Origin of the sequence: Pseudomonas palleroniana, assembly GCF_003031675.1 — a bacterium.
Taxonomy (GTDB): domain Bacteria; phylum Pseudomonadota; class Gammaproteobacteria; order Pseudomonadales; family Pseudomonadaceae; genus Aquipseudomonas; species Aquipseudomonas palleroniana.
The window spans coordinates 79,167-100,534 of sequence record NZ_PYWX01000006.1 but is presented as its reverse complement, the minus strand read 5'-3'; the positions used below and the strand labels follow the sequence as shown (position 1 = coordinate 100,534).

Sequence of the window (21,368 nt, the reverse complement as noted above, 5' to 3'; positions counted from 1 at the left end):
GGCCGACCTCCGTTTCATCAAGTAGCCGAGCCCCATGTCCGAGCCACGCAAGATCCTCGTCACCAGCGCCCTGCCCTATGCCAATGGTTCCATCCATCTTGGCCATATGCTTGAGTACATCCAGACCGATATGTGGGTGCGCTTCCAGAAGCATCGCGGCAATCAATGTATTTATGTCTGCGCGGACGACGCCCACGGTTCGGCCATCATGTTGCGCGCCGAAAAAGAAGGGATCACGCCAGAACAACTGATCGCCAATGTGCAGGCTGAACACAGCGCCGACTTTGCCGAGTTCCTGGTGGATTTCGACAACTTCCACTCGACCCACTCCGAAGAAAACCGCGAGCTGTCGAGCCAGATCTACCTGCGGCTCAAGGATGCCGGGCACATCGACCAGCGTTCGGTCACCCAGTATTTCGACCCGGAAAAGAAAATGTTCCTGGCCGACCGCTTCATCAAGGGCACCTGCCCGAAATGCGGCTCCGAAGACCAATACGGCGACAACTGTGAGAAATGCGGTGCCACCTACGCACCCACCGACCTGAAAGATCCGAAGTCGGCCATCTCCGGCGCCACCCCGGTACTGAAGGACTCCCAGCACTTCTTCTTCAAGCTCCCGGATTTCCAGCAGATGCTGCAAGCCTGGACCCGCAGCGGCACCCTGCAGGATGCCGTGGCCAACAAACTGTCCGAGTGGCTCGACAGCGGCCTGCAACAGTGGGACATCTCCCGCGATGCGCCGTACTTCGGTTTCGAGATCCCGGGCGAACCTGGCAAGTACTTCTATGTATGGCTGGATGCGCCGATCGGCTACATGGCCAGCTTCAAGAACCTGTGCGACCGCACCCCGGCGCTGGACTTCGACGCGTTCTGGGGCAAGGACTCCACCGCCGAGCTGTATCACTTCATCGGCAAGGACATCGTCAACTTCCACGCACTGTTCTGGCCGGCGATGCTTGAAGGTTCGGGCTACCGCAAGCCGACCGGCATTGCCGTACACGGCTACCTGACGGTCAACGGCCAGAAGATGTCCAAGTCCCGTGGCACCTTCATCAAGGCGCGCACGTACCTGGACCATCTGTCGCCGGAATACCTGCGTTATTACTACGCCTCCAAGCTGGGCCGTGGCGTCGACGACCTGGACCTGAACCTGGAAGACTTCGTACAGAAGGTCAACTCGGACCTGGTCGGCAAGGTGGTCAACATCGCCAGCCGTTGCGCAGGTTTTATCCACAAGGGCAACGCCGGCCTGCTGGTCGCCGAAAACGCCGCGCCGGAGCTGACCGAAGCCTTCACGGCCGCTGCGCCAAGCATCGCCGACGCCTATGAAGCCCGCGACTTTGCCCGCGCCATGCGCGAAATCATGGGCCTGGCCGACCGAGCCAACGCCTGGATCGCCGACAAGGCACCGTGGTCGCTGAACAAGCAGGAAGGCAAGCAGGCTGAAGTGCAGGCGATCTGCGCCACGGGCGTCAACCTGTTCCGCCAATTGGTGATCTTCCTCAAGCCGGTACTGCCACTGCTGGCCGCCGACGCCGAAGCGTTCCTGAACGTCGCGCCGTTGACCTGGAACGATCACGCCACCTTGCTCGGCAACCATCAGTTGAATGAGTTCAAGCCACTGATGACCCGCATCGACCCGACCAAAGTCCAGGCCATGACCGACGCTTCGAAAGAAGACCTGACTGCCAGCCAGACCGACACCGGCGAGTCCGCCACGACCGGCAACGGCGAGCTGGCCAAGGACCCGATTTCTCCGCAAATCGAGTTTGACGCCTTTGCGGCCGTGGACCTGCGTGTTGCACTGATCGTCAAGGCCGAAGCAGTAGAGGGTGCCGACAAGCTGCTGCGCCTGACCTTGGACATTGGTGACGAGCGACGCAATGTATTCTCCGGGATCAAGAGCGCGTATCCGGACCCGTCCAAACTCGACGGGCGCCTGACGATGATGATCGCCAACCTCAAGCCACGGAAGATGAAGTTCGGCATTTCCGAAGGCATGGTGATGGCGGCAGGCCCTGGCGGCGAAGAAATCTACCTGCTCAGCCCGGACAGCGGCGCAAAGCCGGGCCAACGCATCAAGTAACGGCTGTTGTAGTGAGCGGGCTTGCCCCGCGCTGGGTGGCGCAGCCGCCCCGATAAGGACGCCGCAGTAGTTTCAGAAACACCAAGGCGCCTGGATTTGGGGAGGCTTCGCCCCAATAAGGACGCCGCAGTAGTTTCAGAAACACCAAGGCGCCTGGATTTGGGGCGGCTTCGCCACCCAGCGCGGGGCAAGCCCGCTCACTACAAGCCCTGTTTGTTCAACTGGCATGCCAATGGTCACGAACCTGATTCAACGTATCGACGCGCTGCTGCCGCAGACCCAATGCGGCAAGTGCGGGCATCCGGGCTGCAAGCCTTATGCTGAGGGTATCGCCCTTGGTGAGGCGATCAACAAGTGCCCTCCCGGCGGGGAGGAAACCATCGCCGGCTTGGCGCAATTGCTGAAAGTGCCGATTCTGGCGCTGGATACCAGCCGAGGAGAAGCCCCGGCCCAAGTCGCCTACATCCGAGAAGCCGAATGCATCGGTTGCACCAAGTGCATCCAGGCCTGCCCGGTGGACGCGATTGTCGGAGCCGCCAAGTTGATGCATACCGTTATCATCGATGAGTGCACAGGTTGCGACCTTTGTGTCGCGCCCTGCCCGGTCGATTGCATTGAGATGCGCCCAGTGACCTCTGTGTTGCCGATTGTGGGTGGCCTTGCAGCTAATGACCACCAGCACCATGAACGCGGCCTCAAGCGCGACCGGGCACGACGGCGCTTCGAGCAGCGCAATGCCCGCCTGCAACGCGAAGAAGCGCGCAAGCTCGACGAACGCCTGGCACGGGCCAAGCGCTCGGCGCCGGTTATGCCCATGCCGACCGATTCCGCCCAGGACGCGGCGGTCAAAAAAGCCAAAATCACGGTCGCAATGAGTCGCGCTCAGTTGCACAAATCCCTGAAAGCGTTTGGTCACCCACCGACCTTTGAGCAGCAGTCGCAACTGATCGTGCTGCAACAGCAGTTCGAAGCGGCGGAGCAGGCCCTGGCGGCCCTGGAGGTCCCCAGCCCGACAGCGCTGCCGAGTCAAAAAGACCCAGCGCTCAAGCGCGCAAAAATCCAACTGGCAATGCGTCGCGCCGAACTGAAAAAAGCCCAGGACCTGAACGCTGACCAACAGCAATTGGCAACCTTGAGCGCAGCGCTGGTCAGCGCCGAGCAAGCCTTGCATGACGCTGAGAATGACAGCGAGCAACCCAGGCCCGACTTGCAGCGCGTAGAAAAACGCCCCATCGACGCCGAACTGCGCCAGTTGAAAACCGCCTTGGCCTATGCCCGGGCCGAGGTCAGCAAGTTACAACGCCAACCTGGCTGCGGCGTGGCTGAGCTGGAGGCCGCACAGCACAAGCTGGACGAGGCGCAGCGCCAAGTGAACGCGCGTACCGGCGCGTAAGCCGCGACAGACGCTGCCGGGTGTGCGGGTGATGGTTTATCCTGCACAACCCGGCCCCCACCTTTGAACACTATGCTGCCCGCTTGCAAGGAAACACCTGCCCCATGAACGCTGCCAAACGCCTGGAAATTTTCCGCAGGTTTCACGAAGACAATCCCGAACCCAAAACCGAGCTGGCCTACTCGTCGCCGTTCGAGTTGTTGATTGCGGTGATCCTTTCGGCTCAGTCCACAGACGTTGGCGTCAATAAGGCCACGGCCAAACTGTATCCGGTTGCCAATACACCGGAGGCCATTTACGCCTTGGGGGTGGACGGATTGTCGGAATACATCAAGACCATCGGCTTGTACAACAGCAAGGCCAAGAATGTCATCGAGACCTGCCGCCTGCTGATTGAACTGCATGGCAGTGAAGTGCCGCAGACCCGTGAAGCGCTGGAAGCGCTCCCCGGTGTGGGCCGAAAAACCGCTAACGTCGTACTCAATACGGCATTCCGGCAACTGACCATGGCGGTGGACACGCATATCTTCCGCGTCAGCAACCGTACCGGGATTGCTCGCGGCAAAAACGTGGTGGAGGTGGAAAAACAATTGATGAAGTTCGTGCCCAAGCCGTATTTGCTCGATTCCCACCACTGGCTGATCCTGCACGGGCGATATGTCTGCCAGGCCCGCAAACCGCGCTGCGGGAGCTGCCGCATCGAAGACCTGTGCGAATACAAGGACAAGACGTCCGACGATTGAGTGATTATTAGTTTTTGCAATCAATCGATTGAAAAAATCTTTTTTACCCGATCATGGATTATCGTTATAAGGAGCGCCAACGGCAGTCTTAGCCTGGAGTTAACCTTATGAGCACTGGCAAAGAACAACTGGATGTAGAAGACGACCTCATTGCAGAGGCGGATGACGAAGGAGATGCCCCTGTTGTAGAGGTGGCCAAGACCAATTTGAGCAAACGCCGCACTATCGACAATCTTCTGGAAGAGCGACGCTTGCAAAAACAGCTGGCCGATTACGACTTCGATCTCTGATCGACTCGTGAACGACCGGAAGCCTCCCTGACGGAGGCTTTTTTGCCGGTATACGAATGCCGGAGCGGTGGAATGTCTTAACTCATACCAACCCGTTGCGCTGGGCCAGTTCAATCAGGTCGACGAGGGAGCGGGCATTGAGCTTGAGTAGCAAACGGGTCTTATAGGTGCTGACGGTCTTGTTGCTGAGGAACATACCGTCGGCAATCTCCTTGTTGGTCTTGCCCCGGGCCAGTTGCTGCAGCACCATCATCTCTCGCCCCGACAAGCGCTCGACCATGTCAGCTTCACTGGCGTTGCCCATGGTGGAGCGCACCGAATTAAGCGCCTGGTTCGGAAAATAGCTGTAGCCGGAAAGCACCGCCTTGATGGCACTCAACAACTCGGTCAGGTCCTGCTGCTTGCACACATAACCGGCCGCCCCGGCCTGCATGCAGCGCATGGAAAAATGCCCCGGGGCCTGGGATGTCAGTACCAACACCTTGAACGGTGCAGGTTGTTTGGTTGAAGCAAGCCGGCAAATGACTTCCAGCCCATCGAGCTTGGGAATTCCGATGTCCAGTATGACAATGTCCGGCGTATGTTCCCGTGCAAGTTGCAAGGCATCGACACCGTTATCAGTCTCGGCAACGACCTCATAACCATGACGTTCCATCAGCATGCGCACAGCAAGACGAATGACGGGATGATCATCCACGATCAGCACTTTATTCATGAGAAAGTCCAATTTCGCTGTTCGAATTATTTAGAGCAAGCACAATAGCCTAGTCGTTTCATAGTTGGCATAGCGTTACCCCCCGAGCAACAGCAAGCAGAGACCCAACCCACAACGATATAAGAATTAACCTACAAAAAACCAACAACTCGGATGTGTCGAGTTTTATAAGACCTTTCAGACCTTTCCGGGCTTTTACATATTTTGAGTGAAATCTCCAGCGGGTATGGGGCATGCGGTAAACGTGGCGCACACACCTTTCAGCAAATGCCCCTTGCCTCTTGCCTGTACACGGGAAAGCCGGCATAAAAAAATCGACTGCTTTAGTTCCACTTAACATATTTTCTTACACCCAAAATTCCTACAGACGTTTCAGCGCCAAATGGCTTCGCTGTACTTTTGTGAGTGAATTTCCTGTAAGGCTAGTTCCTGTTCAGGTGTAAAAAATTCATTCCCCCTACAAAATTCAATTATCCCTGGAGCAAATCAAACAAAATAAAATGCGCCAACTACAAAACTATCAACAGGCGTTTATAACTTTAAACACTTCACCCCGGTTAAAAATAACAGGCAAAAAAATGGCCCCTTGAGCAAGGGGCCATTTTCACTGCGGGCGAATCACTCAGAACAACGAGCGACCTTTGTTGGCCGCGATGCGCATGCGCAATGCGTTCAACTTGATAAAGCCTGCCGCGTCCGCCTGGTTGTAGGCGCCGCCATCTTCTTCAAAAGTGGCTATGTTCGCGTCGAACAACGACTCATCGGACTTGCGACCGGTGACGATCACATTGCCCTTGTACAGCTTCAGGCGCACAACGCCGTTCACGTGGACCTGGGAAGCGTCGATCATCTGTTGCAGCATCAGACGCTCAGGGCTCCACCAGTAGCCGGTGTAGATCAGGCTGGCGTACTTGGGCATCAACTCATCTTTGAGGTGTGCCACTTCACGGTCCAGGGTGATGGACTCGATGGCACGGTGAGCGCGCAGCATGATGGTGCCGCCTGGGGTTTCGTAGCAGCCGCGGGACTTCATGCCCACGTAACGGTTCTCAACGATGTCGAGACGACCGATACCGTGCTCACCGCCGATACGGTTCAGGGTCGCCAGTACGGTGGCCGGGGTCATTTCGACGCCGTCCAGCGCGACGATGTCGCCGTTGCGGTAAGTCAGTTCCAGGTACTGCGGTTTGTCGGGTGCGTTCTCCGGGGAGACGGTCCAACGCCACATGTCTTCCTCGTGCTCGGTCCAGGTGTCTTCCAACACGCCGCCTTCGTAGGAGATGTGCAGCAGGTTGGCGTCCATCGAGTACGGGGATTTCTTCTTGCCGTGACGCTCGATCGGGATTGCGTGCTTTTCAGCGTAATCCATCAGCTTTTCACGGGACAGCAGGTCCCATTCGCGCCAAGGTGCAATCACTTTTACGCCTGGCTTGAGCGCATAGGCGCCCAGTTCAAAACGGACCTGGTCGTTGCCCTTGCCGGTGGCGCCATGGGAAATGGCGTCGGCGCCGGTTTCATTGGCGATTTCGATCAGACGCTTGGCGATGAGCGGACGCGCGATCGAAGTACCCAGCAGGTACTCGCCTTCGTAGACGGTGTTGGCGCGAAACATCGGGAAGACGAAATCGCGGACGAATTCTTCGCGCAGGTCGTCAATGTAGATCTCTTTCACGCCCATGGCTTGCGCCTTGGCACGTGCAGGTTCGACCTCTTCGCCCTGACCCAGGTCAGCGGTGAAGGTCACCACTTCACAGTTATAAGTATCCTGCAGCCACTTGAGGATCACCGAAGTGTCCAGGCCGCCGGAATACGCGAGAACGACCTTGTTTACGTCGGCCATGCCATCACTCCACGGGGTTGTACGGAAAGGCGTCGATTCTACCGACCAAAACCGTGAATTTACAGAGGCGCGACAGCAAATGAAGATAAAGCGACAGATTATGTCGAGCGGGCGACCGATGGTCGCACCTTATGAGCGCGCTTTATGAAATATGCGCGGGGTTGCTTGGGGCTGCGGTCGCAGGCGCCGGCTTCTCGGGCGCCGCGACCCGTTCAAGCTGGATATTCACGCGACGGTTGCGCGCACGGTTGGCCGCATTGGTGTTGGGCGCCAGCGGGTAGCTTTCGCCGTGGAAACGCAGGGTGATTTGCGATTCTGGAATACCGTTGGCCTTGAAGTAGTCCATCACTGCCAGCGCACGACGCCGCGACACATCGCGGTTGGTCAGGCGGTTACCACTGTTATCGGAATGACCGTTCAATTCGATATGATTGACCGTGGGATCGGCTTTCATGAACGCAAGAATCACCGACAGCTTTTTCTTGGCCGCCGCATCCAGCTCGATACCGCCGCCAGGGAACCCGACCTCGGTCTGCTTGACCTGATCGTAATTCATCGGCAGCAGCTTCGCGGTACACAACTGATAATCGTTGTAGGCCTTGCTGAACTTCACCGGCAGCAGGCGAATTTCCGAATAGCCGCCTTCACGCGCGTAATGCCGCACGGTTGGGCTACGCCCTTCCAGTAAACCACTGAACAGGCGACCGGCTTGGGCCTGGGAGCTATTGAACAACACGTCGCCGCTGCCCACTCGCACGGCACCGAGGTTGATATCACCGCGGCCGGGTTGCCAGGGAGCAGCGGCGGCCAACAAGGTGGCTGAACCGGCACCCAGCGAGCCGTTAAAGGCTTTCAGACGAAACGTCGCCTGCTCGCCGGCCCGGCGCACGAACTCACCAGAGCCGAAATCGGTGATCGGCTGGGTCAGACGGCACTCGAACTGATCGCCTTCCACCTTCCACTCAATATTCTCCAGGCGTGTCTGGAACGTGAGGGCCATCACAGGCAGGCTGGCGAACGCACTGAGCAGGGCTAGATAATGCTGGCGCACGGGAGGCTCCACTGGTTTCTACAACACTTCAAAGCGTCATACATCGTTAAGGCATACCCGGGGATATCGGTCGCATCCTGCAAAACTTGATAGCGAGTGCCTGCAAGAGTCTTTTCCGGTAGCATTCCCACTAGATTGACCCGCCTGGAATCCCCAATGTCCGACCGCCTGACCCTGCTGCGTCCCGACGACTGGCATATTCATCTTCGCGATGGTGCTGCGTTACCCCAAACTGTGGCCGATGTCGCGCGCACGTTCGGCCGCGCCATCATCATGCCTAACCTGGTACCGCCGGTCCGTAATGCCGCCGAAGCCGATGCCTATCGCCAGCGTATCCTCGCTGCACGGCCGGCCGGCAGCCGCTTCGAACCGCTGATGGTGCTCTACCTGACCGACCGCACCCAACCTGACGAGATCCGCCAGGCCAAAGCCAGCGGTTTCGTGCATGCCGCCAAGTTGTATCCGGCGGGCGCGACCACCAATTCCGATTCCGGCGTGACCAGTATCGACAAGATCCTGCCGGCCATCGAAGCCATGGCCGAAGTCGGCATGCCGTTGCTGATCCACGGTGAAGTCACCCGTGGCGATGTCGACGTATTCGACCGTGAAAAGATTTTCATCGACGAGCATATGCGCCGGGTGGTCGAGCTGTTCCCGACCCTCAAGGTCGTGTTCGAACACATCACTACAGCCGACGCCGTGCAGTTCGTCACCGAGGCTTCGGCCAACGTCGGCGCTACCATCACCGCCCACCACCTGCTCTACAACCGCAACCACATGCTGGTAGGCGGGATTCGGCCGCACTTCTATTGCCTGCCGATCCTCAAGCGCAACACCCACCAGGTGGCCTTGCTGGATGCGGCGACCAGCGGCAACCCGAAGTTCTTCCTCGGCACCGACTCCGCCCCCCACGCCCAGCACGCCAAGGAAGCCGCGTGCGGCTGTGCCGGCTGCTATACCGCGTATGCGGCGATCGAGTTGTATGCCGAAGCGTTCGAACAGCGTAATGCCCTGGACAAGCTCGAAGGCTTCGCCAGCCTCAATGGCCCGCGTTTCTACGGCCTGCCGGCGAATACCGACCGTATTACCCTGGTCCGTGAAGACTGGACCGCCCCTGCCAGCCTGCCGTTCGGCGAGCTGACTGTCATCCCGCTGCGCGCCGGTGAAACACTGCGCTGGCGCCTGCTGGAGGAATACACGTGAGTGAAGACCATTTCGACGACGAACACGAGCACAGTGGCGGCGGCTCCCGTCACCCGATGGCCGAGCGGTTTCGCGGCTATCTGCCGGTTGTCGTCGACGTAGAAACCGGTGGTTTCAATTGCGCCACCGACGCGCTGCTGGAAATCGCCGCCACCACCATCGGCATGGATGAGCAGGGCTTCGTATACCCTGAACACACCCACTTCTTCCGTGTCGAGCCGTTCGAAGGCGCCAACATCGAAGCGGCAGCCCTGGAATTTACCGGCATCAAGCTGGACCATCCGCTGCGCATGGCTGTAAGTGAAGAAGCGGCACTGACCGATATCTTCCGTGGCGTACGCAAGGCGCTGAAGGCCAATGGCTGCAAGCGGGCAATCCTGGTGGGGCACAACAGCAGCTTCGACCTGGGCTTCCTGAACGCCGCCGTGGCGCGGCTGGACATGAAGCGCAATCCGTTCCATCCGTTCTCCAGCTTCGACACGGCAACGCTCGCCGGCCTGGCTTACGGCCAGACGGTATTGGCCAAGGCGTGCCAGGCAGCCGGTATCGACTTTGACGGTCGCGAGGCCCACTCGGCACGCTACGACACTGAGAAGACCGCCGAGCTGTTCTGCGGCATCGTCAACCGTTGGAAAGACATGGGCGGCTGGGAAGACTTCAACGACTGAAGTCATACCCCGCACATAAAAAAACCGGCCTTCTCAGGCCGGTTTTTTTGTACCGCGATTCTGGCTTACAGCTTGCCTGCGTTCTCGGTCAGGTAAGCCGCAACACCTTCTGGCGAAGCGTTCATGCCTTTGTCGCCTTTTTTCCAGTTGGCAGGGCAAACTTCGCCGTGCTCTTCGTGGAATTGCAAAGCGTCAACCAGACGGATCAGCTCTTCCATGTTACGGCCCAGCGGCAGGTCGTTGATGATCTGCGAGCGCACGACGCCCTTGTCATCGATCAGGAATGCGCCACGGAAAGCCACGCCGCCTTCGGACTCAACGTCGTAGGCTTTGGCAATCTCGTGCTTCATGTCGGCAGCCATGGTGTATTTGACTTTGCCGATACCGCCATCATTGATGGCAGTGTTACGCCAAGCGTTGTGGGTGAAATGGGAGTCGATGGAAACGGCTACCACTTCAACGTTGCGCGCCTTGAAATCGTCCATGCGGTGGTCCAGAGCGATCAGCTCCGAAGGGCAGACGAAGGTGAAGTCCAGCGGGTAGAAGAACACCAGGCCGTATTTGCCTTTGATGGCTTCAGACAGTTTGAAGCTGTCTACGATTTCGCCGTTGCCGAGGACGGCAGGTACGTCGAAATCCGGGGCTTGTTTACCGACGAGTACGCTCATGGGGTATCTCCTGATGTGGGGTGACGATTGAAGTGAAAGGACCGGTCGTGAGTCTGCCGCATTCCGACGACAGCCCCGTGACGCAGTCACGCTTCGTGAAGACCGACCATCATACACTGAAAAAACCGTTCGTCAGTGCGGGCGCAGTGCCAGTAACGGACCCTACGATTCTACTTTGACAATCATTCTCGTTAACATTAAGATCCACCGCACTTAAGCCTCAAACCTGCGACGGTTCTCCCTTATGTATGTCTGCCTCTGCACTGGCGTCACCGACGGACAAATCCGCGAAGCAATCTACGAAGGTTGCTGCAGCTACAAGGAAGTACGCGAAACCACCGGCGTTGCCAGCCAGTGCGGAAAATGTGCGTGCCTGGCCAAGCAGGTGGTACGGGAAACCCTGACGCAGTTGCAGACAGCCCAGGGCGCGCTCCCCTATTCAGCAGAATTTACACACGCTTAAATCAGCATATTTTGAAGAACCGGACTTAGTGTCCGGTTTTTTTATGCCCGTAATTCAATTAGTTAGCGCCAAGACGCGGAACACAAACATTCTTATTCCTATTAATTTTCATTTATTATTCAATAACTTAGGTTTGACACCCCGTAATTGGCCGCTCAAACTCCGCCCTATACACAGCAATTACAGGGCAGGACCCCAGTCATGAAAGGCGACATCTCAGTCATCCAGCAACTCAATAAAATCCTTGCCAATGAACTGGTCGCGATCAATCAGTACTTTCTGCATGCGCGCATGTATGACGATTGGGGCCTGGAAAAGCTGGGCAAGCGTGAATACAAGGAATCCATCAAGGCCATGAAGGATTCGGACGCCCTGATCAAGCGCATCCTGTTCCTGGAAGGCCTGCCGAACGTCCAGGATCTGGGCAAGCTGAACATCGGCGAACACAGCCAGGAAATGATCAGCAGCGACCTGAAGTTCGAACACAAGAGCCACAGCGACCTCAAGGCTGCCATTGCACATTGCGAAAGCAAGGGCGACTTCGGCAGCCGTGAACTGCTGGAAGACATCCTGGAAGATCAGGAAGAGCATATCGACTGGCTGGAAACCCAACTGGGCCTGATCGACAAAGTCAGCCTGGAAAACTACCTGCAATCGCAGATGGGCGAATAAGCCCTTCGTACGCAGGTACAAAAAAGCCCCGCTCTCTCACGAGAAGCGGGGCTTTTTATTGCAGGACTTTCTACAAGAGCATCAAGCGTCAGTCTTGGCTGCTGCGTTTGCCGCTGCATCTTTGATCAGCGCTTGCAACGAACCATCAGCCGCCATCTCAACGATGATGTCACTGCCGCCGACCAGCTCACCGGCTACCCACAGTTGCGGGAACGTCGGCCAGTTGGCGTATTTCGGCAGGTTGGCGCGGATCTCAGGGTTTTGCAGGATATCCACGTAAGCGAATTTCTCGCCACACGCCATGATGGCCTGGGAAGCCTTCGCGGAGAAACCGCACTGAGGAGCGTTTGGCGCGCCCTTCATGTAAAGCAGAATGGTGTTGTTGGCAATCTGCTCTTTGATCGTTTCGATGATATCCATGGAACACCTCTGCAGGAACTTCGCGACTCACAGGTCGGCACGGTGACGCATTGTAACGCAAAATTCCAGCCTGGTGCTCAGGCAGCTTAAGCCGCCGCCACCCGCACGGGCACCCCGTTCAGCGCGGCGTTCCCGGATAACTCATCCAACTGCCGTTCATCGGTCAAGTCATTCGCACTGGCCCCTGGCTGCCCGCTGGCGATGGTCATCTGTACCCCGGGGCGGCCATGGCCCCAACCGTGGGGCAGGCTGACCACCCCGGGCATCATGTCCAGGCTGGCTAGCACCTCCACTTCGACCATGCCGATACGCGAGCTGACGCGTACCCGCTGACCATCACTCAACTGGCGCCGGGCAAGGTCGTCGGGATGCATCAGCAACTGGTGGCGAGGCTTGCCTTTCACCAGGCGGTGATAGTTATGCATCCAGGAATTATTGCTGCGTACGTGCCGGCGACCGATCAGCAGCAGCTCATCGGCCATGGGCACCGGCTGTGCCGCGAAGCGCGCCAGATCCGCCAGGATCACGGCGGGCGCCGCCTGCACATGGCCATTCGCGGTTTTCAGGCGCGCCGCAAGATTGGGCTTGAGCGGTCCCAAGTCCACGCCATGGGGATGATCGAGCAACATCGCCACCGACAATTTGTGGCTGGAGGCATCGCCGTACACGCCGGCACGCAACCCGAAATCAATCATCTGTGCGGGCTCCATCGTCGGCTTGAGCGCCACACCGGTCCGCGTGGCAAAGGCCTTGGCCAGCCCGACAAAGATCTCCCAATCATGCAAGGCGCCTTCAGGCTTGGGCAGGATCGAGCGATTGAAACGGGTGACGTTACGCACGGCGAACATATTGAAGGTGGTGTCGTAGTGGTCGTTCTCCAGCGCCGAGGTGGACGGCAGGATCAGGTCGGCATAGCGCGTGGTTTCGTTGATGTAGAGGTCGATGCTGAGCATGAACTCAAGGCCATCCAGCGCTTGCTCCAGCTGGCGGCCGTTGGGCGTCGACAGTACCGGGTTGCCTGCCACCGTCACCAGCGCACGGATCTGCCCTTCGCCTTCGGTCAGCATTTCTTCGGCCAACGCCGACACGGGCAACTCACCACCGTACTCCGGACGCCCGGAAACCCGACTCTGCCAACGATTGAAATGCCCGCCGCCGGTGGACGCCACCAGGTCCACCGCCGGGGTGGTGCACAGCGCACCGCCGACACGGTCCAGATTGCCGGTCACCAGGTTGATCAGTTGCACCAGCCAATGGCACAGCGTGCCGAACGCCTGGGTCGAGACGCCCATTCGCCCATAACACACGGCCCTGTCGGCGGCGGCAAAGTCCCGCGCCAACTGGCGAATCTGCTCGGCCGGCACTGCACATTGACGGCTCATGGCGTCGGCGCTGAAGCCGGCGATCGCGCGCCTCACCTCCTCAAGTCCCTCAACCGGCAAATGACTGGCGCGGGTCAGGTTCTCGCTGAACAGCGTGTTGAGCACTCCGAACAACAGCGCTGCATCCCCTCCCGGGCGCACGAACAGGTGTTGATCAGCTATCGCTGCCGTCTCGCTGCGCCGTGGGTCGACCACCACCACTTTGCCGCCACGCGCCTGGATGGCTTTCAGGCGCTTCTCTACATCCGGCACGGTCATGATGCTGCCGTTGGACGCCAGCGGGTTGCCGCCGAGGATCAGCATGAAGTCGGTGTGGTCGATATCCGGGATCGGCAACAGCAGGCCGTGACCGTACATGAGGTGGCTGGTGAGATGGTGGGGCAACTGGTCCACCGAGGTCGCCGAGAACCGATTGCGCGTCTTGAGCAGGCCGAGGAAGTAGTTGCTGTGGGTCATCAGCCCGTAGTTGTGCACGCTGGGGTTGCCCTGATACACCGCCACTGCGTTCTGCCCATGCCGGGCCTGGATGCCGGCCAGCCGCTCGGCGACCTGTGTGAATGCCTCCTCCCATGAGATCGGCTGCCACTCGCTGCCCACCCTCAGCATCGGTTGGCGCAGACGGTCCGGATCATTCTGGATATCTTGCAGTGCCACGGCCTTGGGGCAGATATGCCCACGGCTGAACGTGTCCTGCGGGTCACCCTTGATCGAGGTGATCGCCAGGTGGCCGTCGTCGGCCAGAGTGGTTTCCAGGGTCAGCCCGCAAATGGCTTCACACAGATGGCAGGCTCGGTGGTGGAGAGTCTTGGTCATGGCCAGTCTCTTTATAAGGGCTTTGGCCAGACTATGGACCCAGCCCCCCAGCGCCGCCAGCACCGTTCGCCGTGTGAATCGACGGCTATCAGGCCAAGCCATGGGGGCAAGCGTGAGCAAATGTTACAAGCTGCGCATGCCCTTCTGAAACCGACACAGCCTGGCCTGGGCCCGCCCTGGCGCATTGCAAAAGGCTGCAATGCCAGTGTACAAAGGCCCCACTGCTGTGAGGAATCAGTCTTCAAAAGCGCCTTCGCGCCCTTCTTGAACACCCATAAAACCGTAGCCCTATTGGTAAGACGCGACATTTAATGTCAATATCGCGCCTTCCCCTATTTCGTCGCCCCGTGCGGCTTTCGCCGCAGGTCTCGCCCGTTGTCACAATAAACAAGGCTTTGAGTATCTGCGGTCTGTTGCAAAAAGGTAGTTAATGATGAGCGCAAGGCACTTTCTCTCCCTGATGGATTGCACGCCCGAAGAGCTGGTCAGCGTGATCCGTCGAGGCATTGAGCTTAAAGACCTGCGTAACCGCGGCGTACTGTTTGAGCCCTTGAAAAACCGCGTACTCGGGATGATTTTCGAAAAGTCCTCGACGCGCACCCGCTTGTCCTTCGAAGCCGGCATGATCCAACTGGGCGGCCAGGCGATCTTCCTGTCGCCGCGTGATACCCAACTGGGACGGGGTGAGCCGATCAGCGACTGCGCCATCGTCATGTCGCGCATGCTCGATGCGGTGATGATCCGTACCTTCGCCCACAGCACATTGACTGAATTTGCCGCCAACTCCCGTGTACCGGTGATCAATGGCCTGTCCGATGACCTGCATCCCTGCCAATTGCTGGCCGACATGCAAACCTTCCTTGAGCATCGCGGCGCGATCCAGGGCAAGACCGTGGCCTGGATCGGCGATGGCAACAACATGTGCAACAGCTATATAGAAGCGGCGATCCAGTTCGACTTCCAACTGCGCATTGCTTGCCCCGAAGGCTACGAGCCGGATGCGCGCTTCCTTGCGCAGGCGGGTGACCGCGTCACCATCGTGCGCAACCCGCGCGATGCGGTGATCGGTGCGCACCTGGTGAGTACCGACGTCTGGACCTCCATGGGCCAGGAAGAAGAAACTGCCAAGCGCCTGACCCTGTTCGCACCCTTCCAGGTCACCCGCGCCCTGCTCGACCTGGCTGCGCCGGACGTCCTGTTCATGCACTGCCTCCCGGCTCACCGTGGCGAAGAAATCAGCCTCGACTTACTCGACGACCCTCGCTCGGTCGCCTGGGACCAGGCCGAAAACCGTCTGCACGCGCAGAAAGCCCTGCTCGAATTCCTGGTTGAGCCGGCGTATCACCACGCATGAGTCATAGTCTTCTGCTGAACCTGCACAATCTGGCATGCGGCTATCAAGCTCAACGGGTGGTGCAGAACCTCAACCTGCACCTCAATGCAGGTGACATCGGTTGCTTGCTGGGCTCCTCGGGCTGCGGCAAAACCACCACCCTGCGTGCGATTGCCGGGTTTGAACCGGTGCACGAAGGTGAAATCCGCCTGGCCGGCGAAGTCATCTCCAGTGCAGGTTTCACCTTGGCACCCGAGAAGCGTCGCATCGGCATGGTGTTCCAGGACTACGCACTGTTTCCGCACCTGAGCGTGGCCGACAACATCGCCTTCGGCATTCGCAAACACCCGCAAAAAGACCGCGTGGTCGCCGAGCTGCTCGAACTGGTCAACCTGAAAAGTCTGGGCCAGCGCTTTCCCCATGAGCTTTCAGGAGGCCAGCAGCAAAGGGTCGCCCTCGCCCGCGCCCTGGCGCCGGAGCCGCAGCTTTTGCTGCTCGACGAACCCTTCTCCAACCTCGACGGCGAACTTCGACGCAAGCTCAGCCATGAAGTGCGCGACATCCTCAAGGCTCGCGGCACCAGTGCGATCCTGGTCACCCACGACCAGGAAGAAGCTTTCGCCGTCAGTGATCAGGTCGGTGTTTTCAAAGAGGGTCGCCTTGAGCAATGGGACACGCCCTACAACCTCTATCACCAGCCGCAGACACCCTACGTGGCCAGCTTCGTCGGCCAAGGCTATTTCATTCGCGGCCAGCTGAGTTCGCCGCAATCAGTCAGCACCGAACTGGGTGACTTGCGCGGTAAGCATGCCTATACCTGGCCTACAGGTGGCGCAGTGGACGTATTGCTGCGCCCGGATGACATCGTTTATGCACCGGACAGCCCGTTGAAAGCGCGGATTGTCGGCAAAACCTTCCTCGGTGCCTCGACCTTGTACCGCTTGCAGTTGCCAACGGGCGCTCAATTGGAGTCGATCTTCCCCAGTCATGCCGATCACCGGGTCGGGGCAGATGTGGGCATTCGTGTTGCCGCTGAACATCTGGTGCTGTTCCAGACGTCAGGCAGCGTTGCCGCGCAGGTCCCGCACGCCGACGCCGGCGTACGCCGCTACAACCCGGCGTAACGACCGGTCACGCCCTAATGCCAGTCAGTTAAAGGGTGGGATGTAGAACACATCGTCTGTAGTGAGCGGGCTTGCCCCGCGCTGGGTGGCGCAGCCGCCCCAACAAGGACGCCGTGGTGTTTCAGGAAGATCGCGGTGACTGGATTTGGGGCGGCTTTGCCACCCAGCGCGGGGCAAGCCCGCTCACTACAGACTTTGGTCGCGGCAGGTTCTCTTAACTGACGAGCATTAGGTCATGCCCGGCCAATTTCGGCGAATTTGGCCTGGGTATGTTCAGCCAGTACGGCCGCCGGTAGCTCAACCTCCAAGCCCCTCCTGCCTGCACTGACAAAAATCGTCGCAAACGGTTGTGCCGTCACGTCGATGAACGTGCGCAAACGCTTTTTCTGGCCCAACGGGCTGATTCCGCCCAACAGGTAACCGGTAGCGCGTTGCGCCGATGCCGGGTCCGCCATCTCGACTTTTTTCACCCCTGCAGCGTGGGCCAGGGCTTTTAAATCCAGACTTCCGACGACCGGCACCACCGCCACCAGCAACTCACCTTTCTCGCTGCTGGCCAGCAGCGTCTTGAATACCTGCGCCGGGTCGAGCGCCAATTTTTCCGCGGCCTCCAAGCCATACGACGCCGCCTTGGGGTCATGTTCATAACTGTGGATGCGATGTTCGGCGCGAACTTTTTTCAACAGGTCCAATGCGGGGGTCATGAGCGCTCCAGGCTGGGCAAACTGATGGCCAATTCTAGGCCAAGTCCATGCAAAACGCTCTAGTGCGCCCCTGAGATAACCCTTGTGCAACGCGCCTGGCATGATCATTCACCACACCAATAGTTCGAAAATGACCAATAGTTCACTTTCGACCTTTGACAGGCGTCATTCTTGTCTATATTTTTTCGTTTACGAATACTGCAGGAATACCACCCGCAGCACTCGAGCAGTAGACCGCGAGTCAGGATGGGGATCCTTTCCACGGTAAAAGTCGACGCTCGCCCATTGCGACGAGACAACAGACAACAACAAAAACAGAGGTTTTCCATGACAACTGCTCTTCAACAGCCTTCACTTTCGAGCCAATGCATGGCCGAGTTCCTGGGGACTGCGCTTCTGATCTTCTTCGGTACCGGTTGTGTGGCTGCGCTCAAGGTCGCGGGTGCCAGCTTCGGGTTATGGGAAATCAGCATTATCTGGGGGGGCGGCGTAAGTATGGCGATCTACCTGAGTGCCGGCATTTCCGGGGCTCACCTCAACCCGGCAGTCAGCATCGCCCTGTGCATCTTTGCCGATTTCGAAAAGCGCAAACTGCCCTTCTATATCCTGGCCCAGATCGCCGGTGCGTTTTGCGCCGCCGCGTTGGTCTATACGCTCTACAGCAACCTGTTTTTCGATTACGAACAAAGCCACCATATGGTTCGCGGCTCCCAGGCCAGCCTGGAATTGGCGTCGGTGTTCTCCACCTACCCCCATGCGCTGTTGAGCACAGCCCAGGCGTTCCTGGTGGAGATGATCATCACCGCGATCCTGATGGGTGTGATCATGGCGCTGACCGACGACAACAATGGTTTGCCACGCGGCCCGCTGGCACCTCTGCTGATCGGCCTGCTGATTGCGGTGATCGGTAGCGCCATGGGCCCGCTGACCGGTTTTGCGATGAACCCGGCACGTGACTTTGGCCCCAAGCTGATGACCTTTTTCGCCGGTTGGGGTGAAATGGCCTTCACCGGTGGTCGCGATATTCCTTACTTCCTGGTGCCGATTTTCGCTCCGATCGTCGGCGCATGCCTCGGCGCTGCTGCCTATCGCGGGTTGATTGCCCGTCACCTGCCGAGCGCCGCACCCACTGTTTCTGAAACAACTGACACGGCTGTCAACGGCAAGACGCATATTTCCTGATAGCGCCGGCCTGGCGCCCACTGCCCTTTTTGCGGCCCAGGCTGGTTAATAACTTCCTTATTTTCGTCCAAGGCAATCGACATGACCGACATTCAGAACAAGAACTACATCATTGCCCTTGATCAGGGCACCACCAGTTCGCGGGCGATCATTTTTGATCGCGACGCCAACGTGGTGTGCACCGCCCAGCGTGAATTCGCTCAGCATTACCCACAGGCTGGCTGGGTTGAACATGACCCGATGGAAATCTTCGCCACCCAGAGCGCGGTAATGGTCGAGGCCCTGGCCCAGGCTGGCCTTCACCATGACCAGGTAGCCGCCATCGGCATCACCAACCAGCGTGAAACCACCGTGGTGTGGGACAAAATCACCGGCCGCCCGATCTACAACGCGATCGTCTGGCAGTGCCGCCGCAGCACCGAGATCTGCCAGCAGCTCAAGCGCGATGGCCATGAGCAATACATCAGCGACGCCACGGGCCTGGTGACCGACCCGTATTTCTCTGGCACCAAGCTCAAGTGGATCCTCGACAACGTCGAAGGCAGCCGCGAGCGTGCCCGCGCCGGCGAGCTGCTGTTCGGCACCATCGACAGCTGGCTGATCTGGAAGTTTACCGGCGGCAAGACCCACGTTACCGACTACACCAACGCCTCGCGCACCATGCTCTTCAACATCCACACCCTGGAGTGGGATGCGAAGATGCTGGAGATCCTGGACATCCCGCGGGAAATGCTGCCGGAAGTGAAATCTTCCTCGGAAATCTACGGCCGCACCAAAAGTGGCATTGCCATCGGCGGCATCGCCGGTGACCAGCAAGCCGCCCTGTTCGGCCAGATGTGCGTAGAAGCGGGTCAAGCCAAGAACACCTACGGCACCGGTTGTTTCCTGCTGATGAACACCGGCGACAAAGCCGTGAAGTCCAAGCACGGCATGCTCACCACCATCGCCTGTGGCCCGCGCGGCGAGGTGGCCTACGCCCTGGAAGGCGCGGTATTCAATGGTGGCTCCACCGTGCAGTGGCTGCGCGATGAGTTGAAAATCATCAACGACGCCCACGACACCGAATACTTCGCCGGCAAGGTCAAGGACAGCAACGGCGTATACCTGGTGCCGGCCTTCACCGGCCTGGGTGCTCCGTACTGGGACCCCTATGCACGCGGCGCACTGTTCGGCCTGACCCGTGGCGTACGCGTGGACCACATTATTCGTGCAGCCCTGGAGTCGATTGCCTACCAGACTCGCGACGTTCTCGACGCCATGCAGCAGGACTCGGGCGAACGCCTCAAGGCCCTGCGCGTGGACGGCGGCGCAGTGGCCAACAACTTCCTGATGCAGTTCCAGGCCGACATCCTCGGCACTCAGGTCGAGCGCCCGCAAATGCGCGAAACCACAGCCCTCGGTGCGGCATACCTGGCAGGCCTGGCGTGCGGTTTCTGGGGCAGCCTGGACGAGTTGCGCGGTAAAGCGGTGATCGAGCGCGAATTCGAACCTCAGCTCGACGAGGCGGCCAAGGAGAAGTTGTACTCCGGCTGGCAAAAAGCGGTCAGCCGCACCCGCGACTGGGAGCCTCACGAAGGCGCTGAATAAGCCAGGCACCGAGCCCAAATCGGGTTGTAACTGGCGGGGAGCCGCTTGCTGCGTCATCATGGGCCACTTTTGTATGGCAGCCCAAAGGACGCCCCATGAATCTGCCTCCCCGCCAACAACAAATCCTCGAACTGGTCCGCGAACGCGGCTACGTCAGTATCGAGGAAATGGCGCAGCTGTTCGCTGTCACCCCGCAAACCATCCGCCGCGATATCAACCAGCTGGCGGACGCCAATCTGCTGCGCCGCTACCACGGCGGCGCGGCCTATGACTCCAGTGTCGAGAACACCGCGTACGCCATGCGTGCCGACCAGATGCGCGATGAGAAACAGCGCATCGGTGAAGCCATCGCCGCGCAGATTCCCGACCATGCCTCATTGTTCATAAATATTGGCACCACCACCGAGTCCATAGCCCGTGCGCTGCTCAATCACAACCACCTGAAAATCATCACCAACAACCTCAACGTCGCCGCCATGCTCAGCACCAAGGACGATTTCGATGTGTTGCTGACCGGTGGCAATGTGCGCCGCGACGGCGGTGTCGTGGGCCAGGCGAGTGTCGACTTCATCAACCAGTTCAAGGTCGATTTTGCCCTGGTCGGCATCAGCGGCATCGACGAAGACGGCAGCCTGTTGGATTTCGACTATCAGGAAGTGCGGGTTTCGCAGGCGATCATCGCCAATGCGCGCCAAGTGATCCTGGCGGCGGACTCGAGCAAATTCGGGCGCAATGCCATGATTCGACTGGGGCCAATCAGCCTGGTGGATTGCCTGGTGACCGACCAGCAACCGGTACCGGCGTTGGTGCAGCTATTGAACCAGCACAAGGTTCGCCTGGAAGTCGTCTGAAAACTACAAATAACCTGTAGTGAGCGAGCTTGCCTCGCGCTGGGCTGCGAAGCGGCCCCATTAGGTCCACTGCAATCTTCCAGACAGACATGCGGTGGCTGGGTTAGGGCCGCTTCGCAGCCCAGCGCGAGGCAAGCTCGCTCACTACAGACTGCCTTCATGTTCACAAATTTTCCTTTC

General features: G+C 58.9%; 20 protein-coding genes. 13 read left to right on the top strand and 7 right to left on the bottom strand.

Annotation, left to right across the window (positions count from 1 at the left end):
• Nucleotides 1-34 precede the first annotated feature (34 nt).
• The 4 genes from metG (at nucleotide 35) to C9383_RS01610 (ending at nucleotide 4,512) form a co-directional block, all read left to right on the top strand.
• Nucleotides 35-2,086, top strand: a complete 2,052-nt coding sequence (metG, locus tag C9383_RS01625) for a methionine--tRNA ligase (RefSeq protein WP_090366479.1) — start codon at nucleotides 35-37, stop codon at nucleotides 2,084-2,086.
• Nucleotides 2,087-2,318: 232 nt separating this feature from the next.
• Nucleotides 2,319-3,479, top strand: a complete 1,161-nt coding sequence (gene rsxB / locus C9383_RS01620; protein ID WP_090366480.1) for an electron transport complex subunit RsxB — start codon at nucleotides 2,319-2,321, stop codon at nucleotides 3,477-3,479.
• Between the two features lie 104 nt (nucleotides 3,480-3,583).
• Nucleotides 3,584-4,222 carry an endonuclease III gene (nth, locus tag C9383_RS01615; RefSeq protein WP_060753955.1) on the top strand — a complete coding sequence of 213 codons (639 nt, stop codon included), beginning with the start codon at nucleotides 3,584-3,586 and terminating at the stop codon, nucleotides 4,220-4,222.
• 107 nt (nucleotides 4,223-4,329) lie between these two features.
• Nucleotides 4,330-4,512: a PA3496 family putative envelope integrity protein gene (locus C9383_RS01610; protein WP_060753954.1), complete on the top strand. Its 183-nt coding sequence runs from the start codon at nucleotides 4,330-4,332 to the stop codon at nucleotides 4,510-4,512.
• An 82-nt stretch (nucleotides 4,513-4,594) separates the two neighbouring features.
• Here C9383_RS01610 and C9383_RS01605 read toward each other — a convergent pair whose 3' ends face one another.
• The 3 genes from C9383_RS01605 to C9383_RS01595 all read right to left on the bottom strand — a co-directional run bounded on the left by C9383_RS01605 (nucleotide 4,595) and on the right by C9383_RS01595 (nucleotide 8,118).
• Entirely contained in the window at nucleotides 4,595-5,227 is a 633-nt protein-coding gene (locus C9383_RS01605; RefSeq protein ID WP_060753953.1) for a response regulator transcription factor, read from the bottom strand.
• Between the two features lie 622 nt (nucleotides 5,228-5,849).
• A complete protein-coding gene (locus tag C9383_RS01600; RefSeq protein WP_025856870.1) occupies nucleotides 5,850-7,067 on the bottom strand; it encodes an argininosuccinate synthase in 1,218 nt (405 codons plus the stop codon).
• A 142-nt stretch (nucleotides 7,068-7,209) separates the two neighbouring features.
• Entirely contained in the window at nucleotides 7,210-8,118 is a 909-nt protein-coding gene (locus C9383_RS01595; protein ID WP_090366481.1) for a flagellar protein MotY, read from the bottom strand.
• Nucleotides 8,119-8,274: 156 nt separating this feature from the next.
• On the opposite strand from C9383_RS01595, the gene pyrC reads away from it, so the two are divergent.
• Both pyrC and rnt read left to right on the top strand, forming a co-directional pair.
• Nucleotides 8,275-9,321: a dihydroorotase gene (gene pyrC, locus C9383_RS01590; RefSeq protein ID WP_090366482.1), complete on the top strand. Its 1,047-nt coding sequence runs from the start codon at nucleotides 8,275-8,277 to the stop codon at nucleotides 9,319-9,321.
• Nucleotides 9,318-9,989: a ribonuclease T gene (rnt, locus tag C9383_RS01585; protein ID WP_090366483.1), complete on the top strand. Its 672-nt coding sequence runs from the start codon at nucleotides 9,318-9,320 to the stop codon at nucleotides 9,987-9,989. Before pyrC ends, rnt begins: the two co-directional genes overlap by 4 nt.
• Nucleotides 9,990-10,054: 65 nt before the next feature.
• Here rnt and C9383_RS01580 read toward each other — a convergent pair whose 3' ends face one another.
• Entirely contained in the window at nucleotides 10,055-10,657 is a 603-nt protein-coding gene (locus C9383_RS01580) for a peroxiredoxin (RefSeq protein ID WP_034096135.1), read from the bottom strand.
• 244 nt (nucleotides 10,658-10,901) lie between these two features.
• Between C9383_RS01580 and C9383_RS01575 the strand changes: the two genes are divergently transcribed.
• Both C9383_RS01575 and bfr read left to right on the top strand, forming a co-directional pair.
• Nucleotides 10,902-11,120, top strand: coding sequence for a bacterioferritin-associated ferredoxin (locus tag C9383_RS01575; protein WP_081086986.1), 219 nt, complete (start codon nucleotides 10,902-10,904; stop codon nucleotides 11,118-11,120).
• Nucleotides 11,121-11,321: 201 nt separating this feature from the next.
• Nucleotides 11,322-11,792 carry a bacterioferritin gene (gene bfr / locus C9383_RS01570; RefSeq protein ID WP_090366484.1) on the top strand — a complete coding sequence of 157 codons (471 nt, stop codon included), beginning with the start codon at nucleotides 11,322-11,324 and terminating at the stop codon, nucleotides 11,790-11,792.
• A gap of 81 nt (nucleotides 11,793-11,873) precedes the next feature.
• Here the strand turns inward: bfr and grxD are convergent, their stop codons facing one another.
• A complete protein-coding gene (gene grxD, locus C9383_RS01565; protein WP_034137173.1) occupies nucleotides 11,874-12,212 on the bottom strand; it encodes a Grx4 family monothiol glutaredoxin in 339 nt (112 codons plus the stop codon).
• Between the two features lie 86 nt (nucleotides 12,213-12,298).
• On the bottom strand, nucleotides 12,299-14,407 hold the full coding sequence (locus tag C9383_RS01560; RefSeq protein ID WP_090366485.1) for a molybdopterin oxidoreductase family protein: 2,109 nt from the start codon (nucleotides 14,405-14,407) through the stop codon (nucleotides 12,299-12,301).
• A gap of 433 nt (nucleotides 14,408-14,840) precedes the next feature.
• Between C9383_RS01560 and argF the strand changes: the two genes are divergently transcribed.
• Nucleotides 14,841-15,761, top strand: a complete 921-nt coding sequence (gene argF, locus C9383_RS01555; RefSeq protein ID WP_090366486.1) for an ornithine carbamoyltransferase — start codon at nucleotides 14,841-14,843, stop codon at nucleotides 15,759-15,761.
• Nucleotides 15,758-16,864, top strand: a complete 1,107-nt coding sequence (locus C9383_RS01550; RefSeq protein WP_090366487.1) for an ABC transporter ATP-binding protein — start codon at nucleotides 15,758-15,760, stop codon at nucleotides 16,862-16,864. The genes argF and C9383_RS01550 overlap by 4 nt, the downstream gene beginning before the upstream one ends.
• Before the next feature lie 233 nt (nucleotides 16,865-17,097).
• Here C9383_RS01550 and ybaK read toward each other — a convergent pair whose 3' ends face one another.
• Nucleotides 17,098-17,568, bottom strand: coding sequence for a Cys-tRNA(Pro) deacylase (gene ybaK / locus C9383_RS01545; RefSeq protein WP_060753943.1), 471 nt, complete (start codon nucleotides 17,566-17,568; stop codon nucleotides 17,098-17,100).
• 327 nt (nucleotides 17,569-17,895) lie between these two features.
• Here ybaK and C9383_RS01540 point away from each other — a divergent pair, with 327 nt between their 5' ends.
• The 3 genes from C9383_RS01540 (at nucleotide 17,896) to C9383_RS01530 (ending at nucleotide 21,188) form a co-directional block, all read left to right on the top strand.
• Nucleotides 17,896-18,750 carry an MIP/aquaporin family protein gene (locus C9383_RS01540; protein ID WP_090366488.1) on the top strand — a complete coding sequence of 285 codons (855 nt, stop codon included), beginning with the start codon at nucleotides 17,896-17,898 and terminating at the stop codon, nucleotides 18,748-18,750.
• A gap of 81 nt (nucleotides 18,751-18,831) precedes the next feature.
• Nucleotides 18,832-20,337 (top strand): glycerol kinase GlpK, encoded by a 1,506-nt coding sequence (gene glpK / locus C9383_RS01535; protein ID WP_090366489.1) that lies wholly within the window; start codon nucleotides 18,832-18,834, stop codon nucleotides 20,335-20,337.
• Nucleotides 20,338-20,432: 95 nt separating this feature from the next.
• Nucleotides 20,433-21,188 carry a DeoR/GlpR family transcriptional regulator gene (locus C9383_RS01530; RefSeq protein WP_060753940.1) on the top strand — a complete coding sequence of 252 codons (756 nt, stop codon included), beginning with the start codon at nucleotides 20,433-20,435 and terminating at the stop codon, nucleotides 21,186-21,188.
• Nucleotides 21,189-21,368: the final 180 nt, after the last annotated feature.

Bases quoted from the DNA above. Each gene is read 5' to 3' on its own strand.
- C9383_RS01550 (WP_090366487.1), top strand. From the start codon at position 15,758: ATGAGTCATAGTCTTCTGCTGAACCTGCACAATCTGGCATGCGGCTAT.
- C9383_RS01575 (WP_081086986.1), top strand. From the start codon at position 10,902: ATGTATGTCTGCCTCTGCACTGGCGTCACCGACGGACAAATCCGCGAA.
- C9383_RS01540 (WP_090366488.1), top strand. From the start codon at position 17,896: ATGACAACTGCTCTTCAACAGCCTTCACTTTCGAGCCAATGCATGGCC.
- C9383_RS01530 (WP_060753940.1), top strand. From the start codon at position 20,433: ATGAATCTGCCTCCCCGCCAACAACAAATCCTCGAACTGGTCCGCGAA.
- rsxB (WP_090366480.1), top strand. From the start codon at position 2,319: ATGGTCACGAACCTGATTCAACGTATCGACGCGCTGCTGCCGCAGACC.
- metG (WP_090366479.1), top strand. From the start codon at position 35: ATGTCCGAGCCACGCAAGATCCTCGTCACCAGCGCCCTGCCCTATGCC.
- pyrC (WP_090366482.1), top strand. From the start codon at position 8,275: ATGTCCGACCGCCTGACCCTGCTGCGTCCCGACGACTGGCATATTCAT.
- glpK (WP_090366489.1), top strand. From the start codon at position 18,832: ATGACCGACATTCAGAACAAGAACTACATCATTGCCCTTGATCAGGGC.
- ybaK (WP_060753943.1), bottom strand. From the start codon at position 17,568: ATGACCCCCGCATTGGACCTGTTGAAAAAAGTTCGCGCCGAACATCGC.
- nth (WP_060753955.1), top strand. From the start codon at position 3,584: ATGAACGCTGCCAAACGCCTGGAAATTTTCCGCAGGTTTCACGAAGAC.
- C9383_RS01560 (WP_090366485.1), bottom strand. From the start codon at position 14,407: ATGACCAAGACTCTCCACCACCGAGCCTGCCATCTGTGTGAAGCCATT.
- grxD (WP_034137173.1), bottom strand. From the start codon at position 12,212: ATGGATATCATCGAAACGATCAAAGAGCAGATTGCCAACAACACCATT.
- C9383_RS01600 (WP_025856870.1), bottom strand. From the start codon at position 7,067: ATGGCCGACGTAAACAAGGTCGTTCTCGCGTATTCCGGCGGCCTGGAC.
- argF (WP_090366486.1), top strand. From the start codon at position 14,841: ATGAGCGCAAGGCACTTTCTCTCCCTGATGGATTGCACGCCCGAAGAG.
- C9383_RS01605 (WP_060753953.1), bottom strand. From the start codon at position 5,227: ATGAATAAAGTGCTGATCGTGGATGATCATCCCGTCATTCGTCTTGCT.
- C9383_RS01580 (WP_034096135.1), bottom strand. From the start codon at position 10,657: ATGAGCGTACTCGTCGGTAAACAAGCCCCGGATTTCGACGTACCTGCC.
- bfr (WP_090366484.1), top strand. From the start codon at position 11,322: ATGAAAGGCGACATCTCAGTCATCCAGCAACTCAATAAAATCCTTGCC.
- C9383_RS01610 (WP_060753954.1), top strand. From the start codon at position 4,330: ATGAGCACTGGCAAAGAACAACTGGATGTAGAAGACGACCTCATTGCA.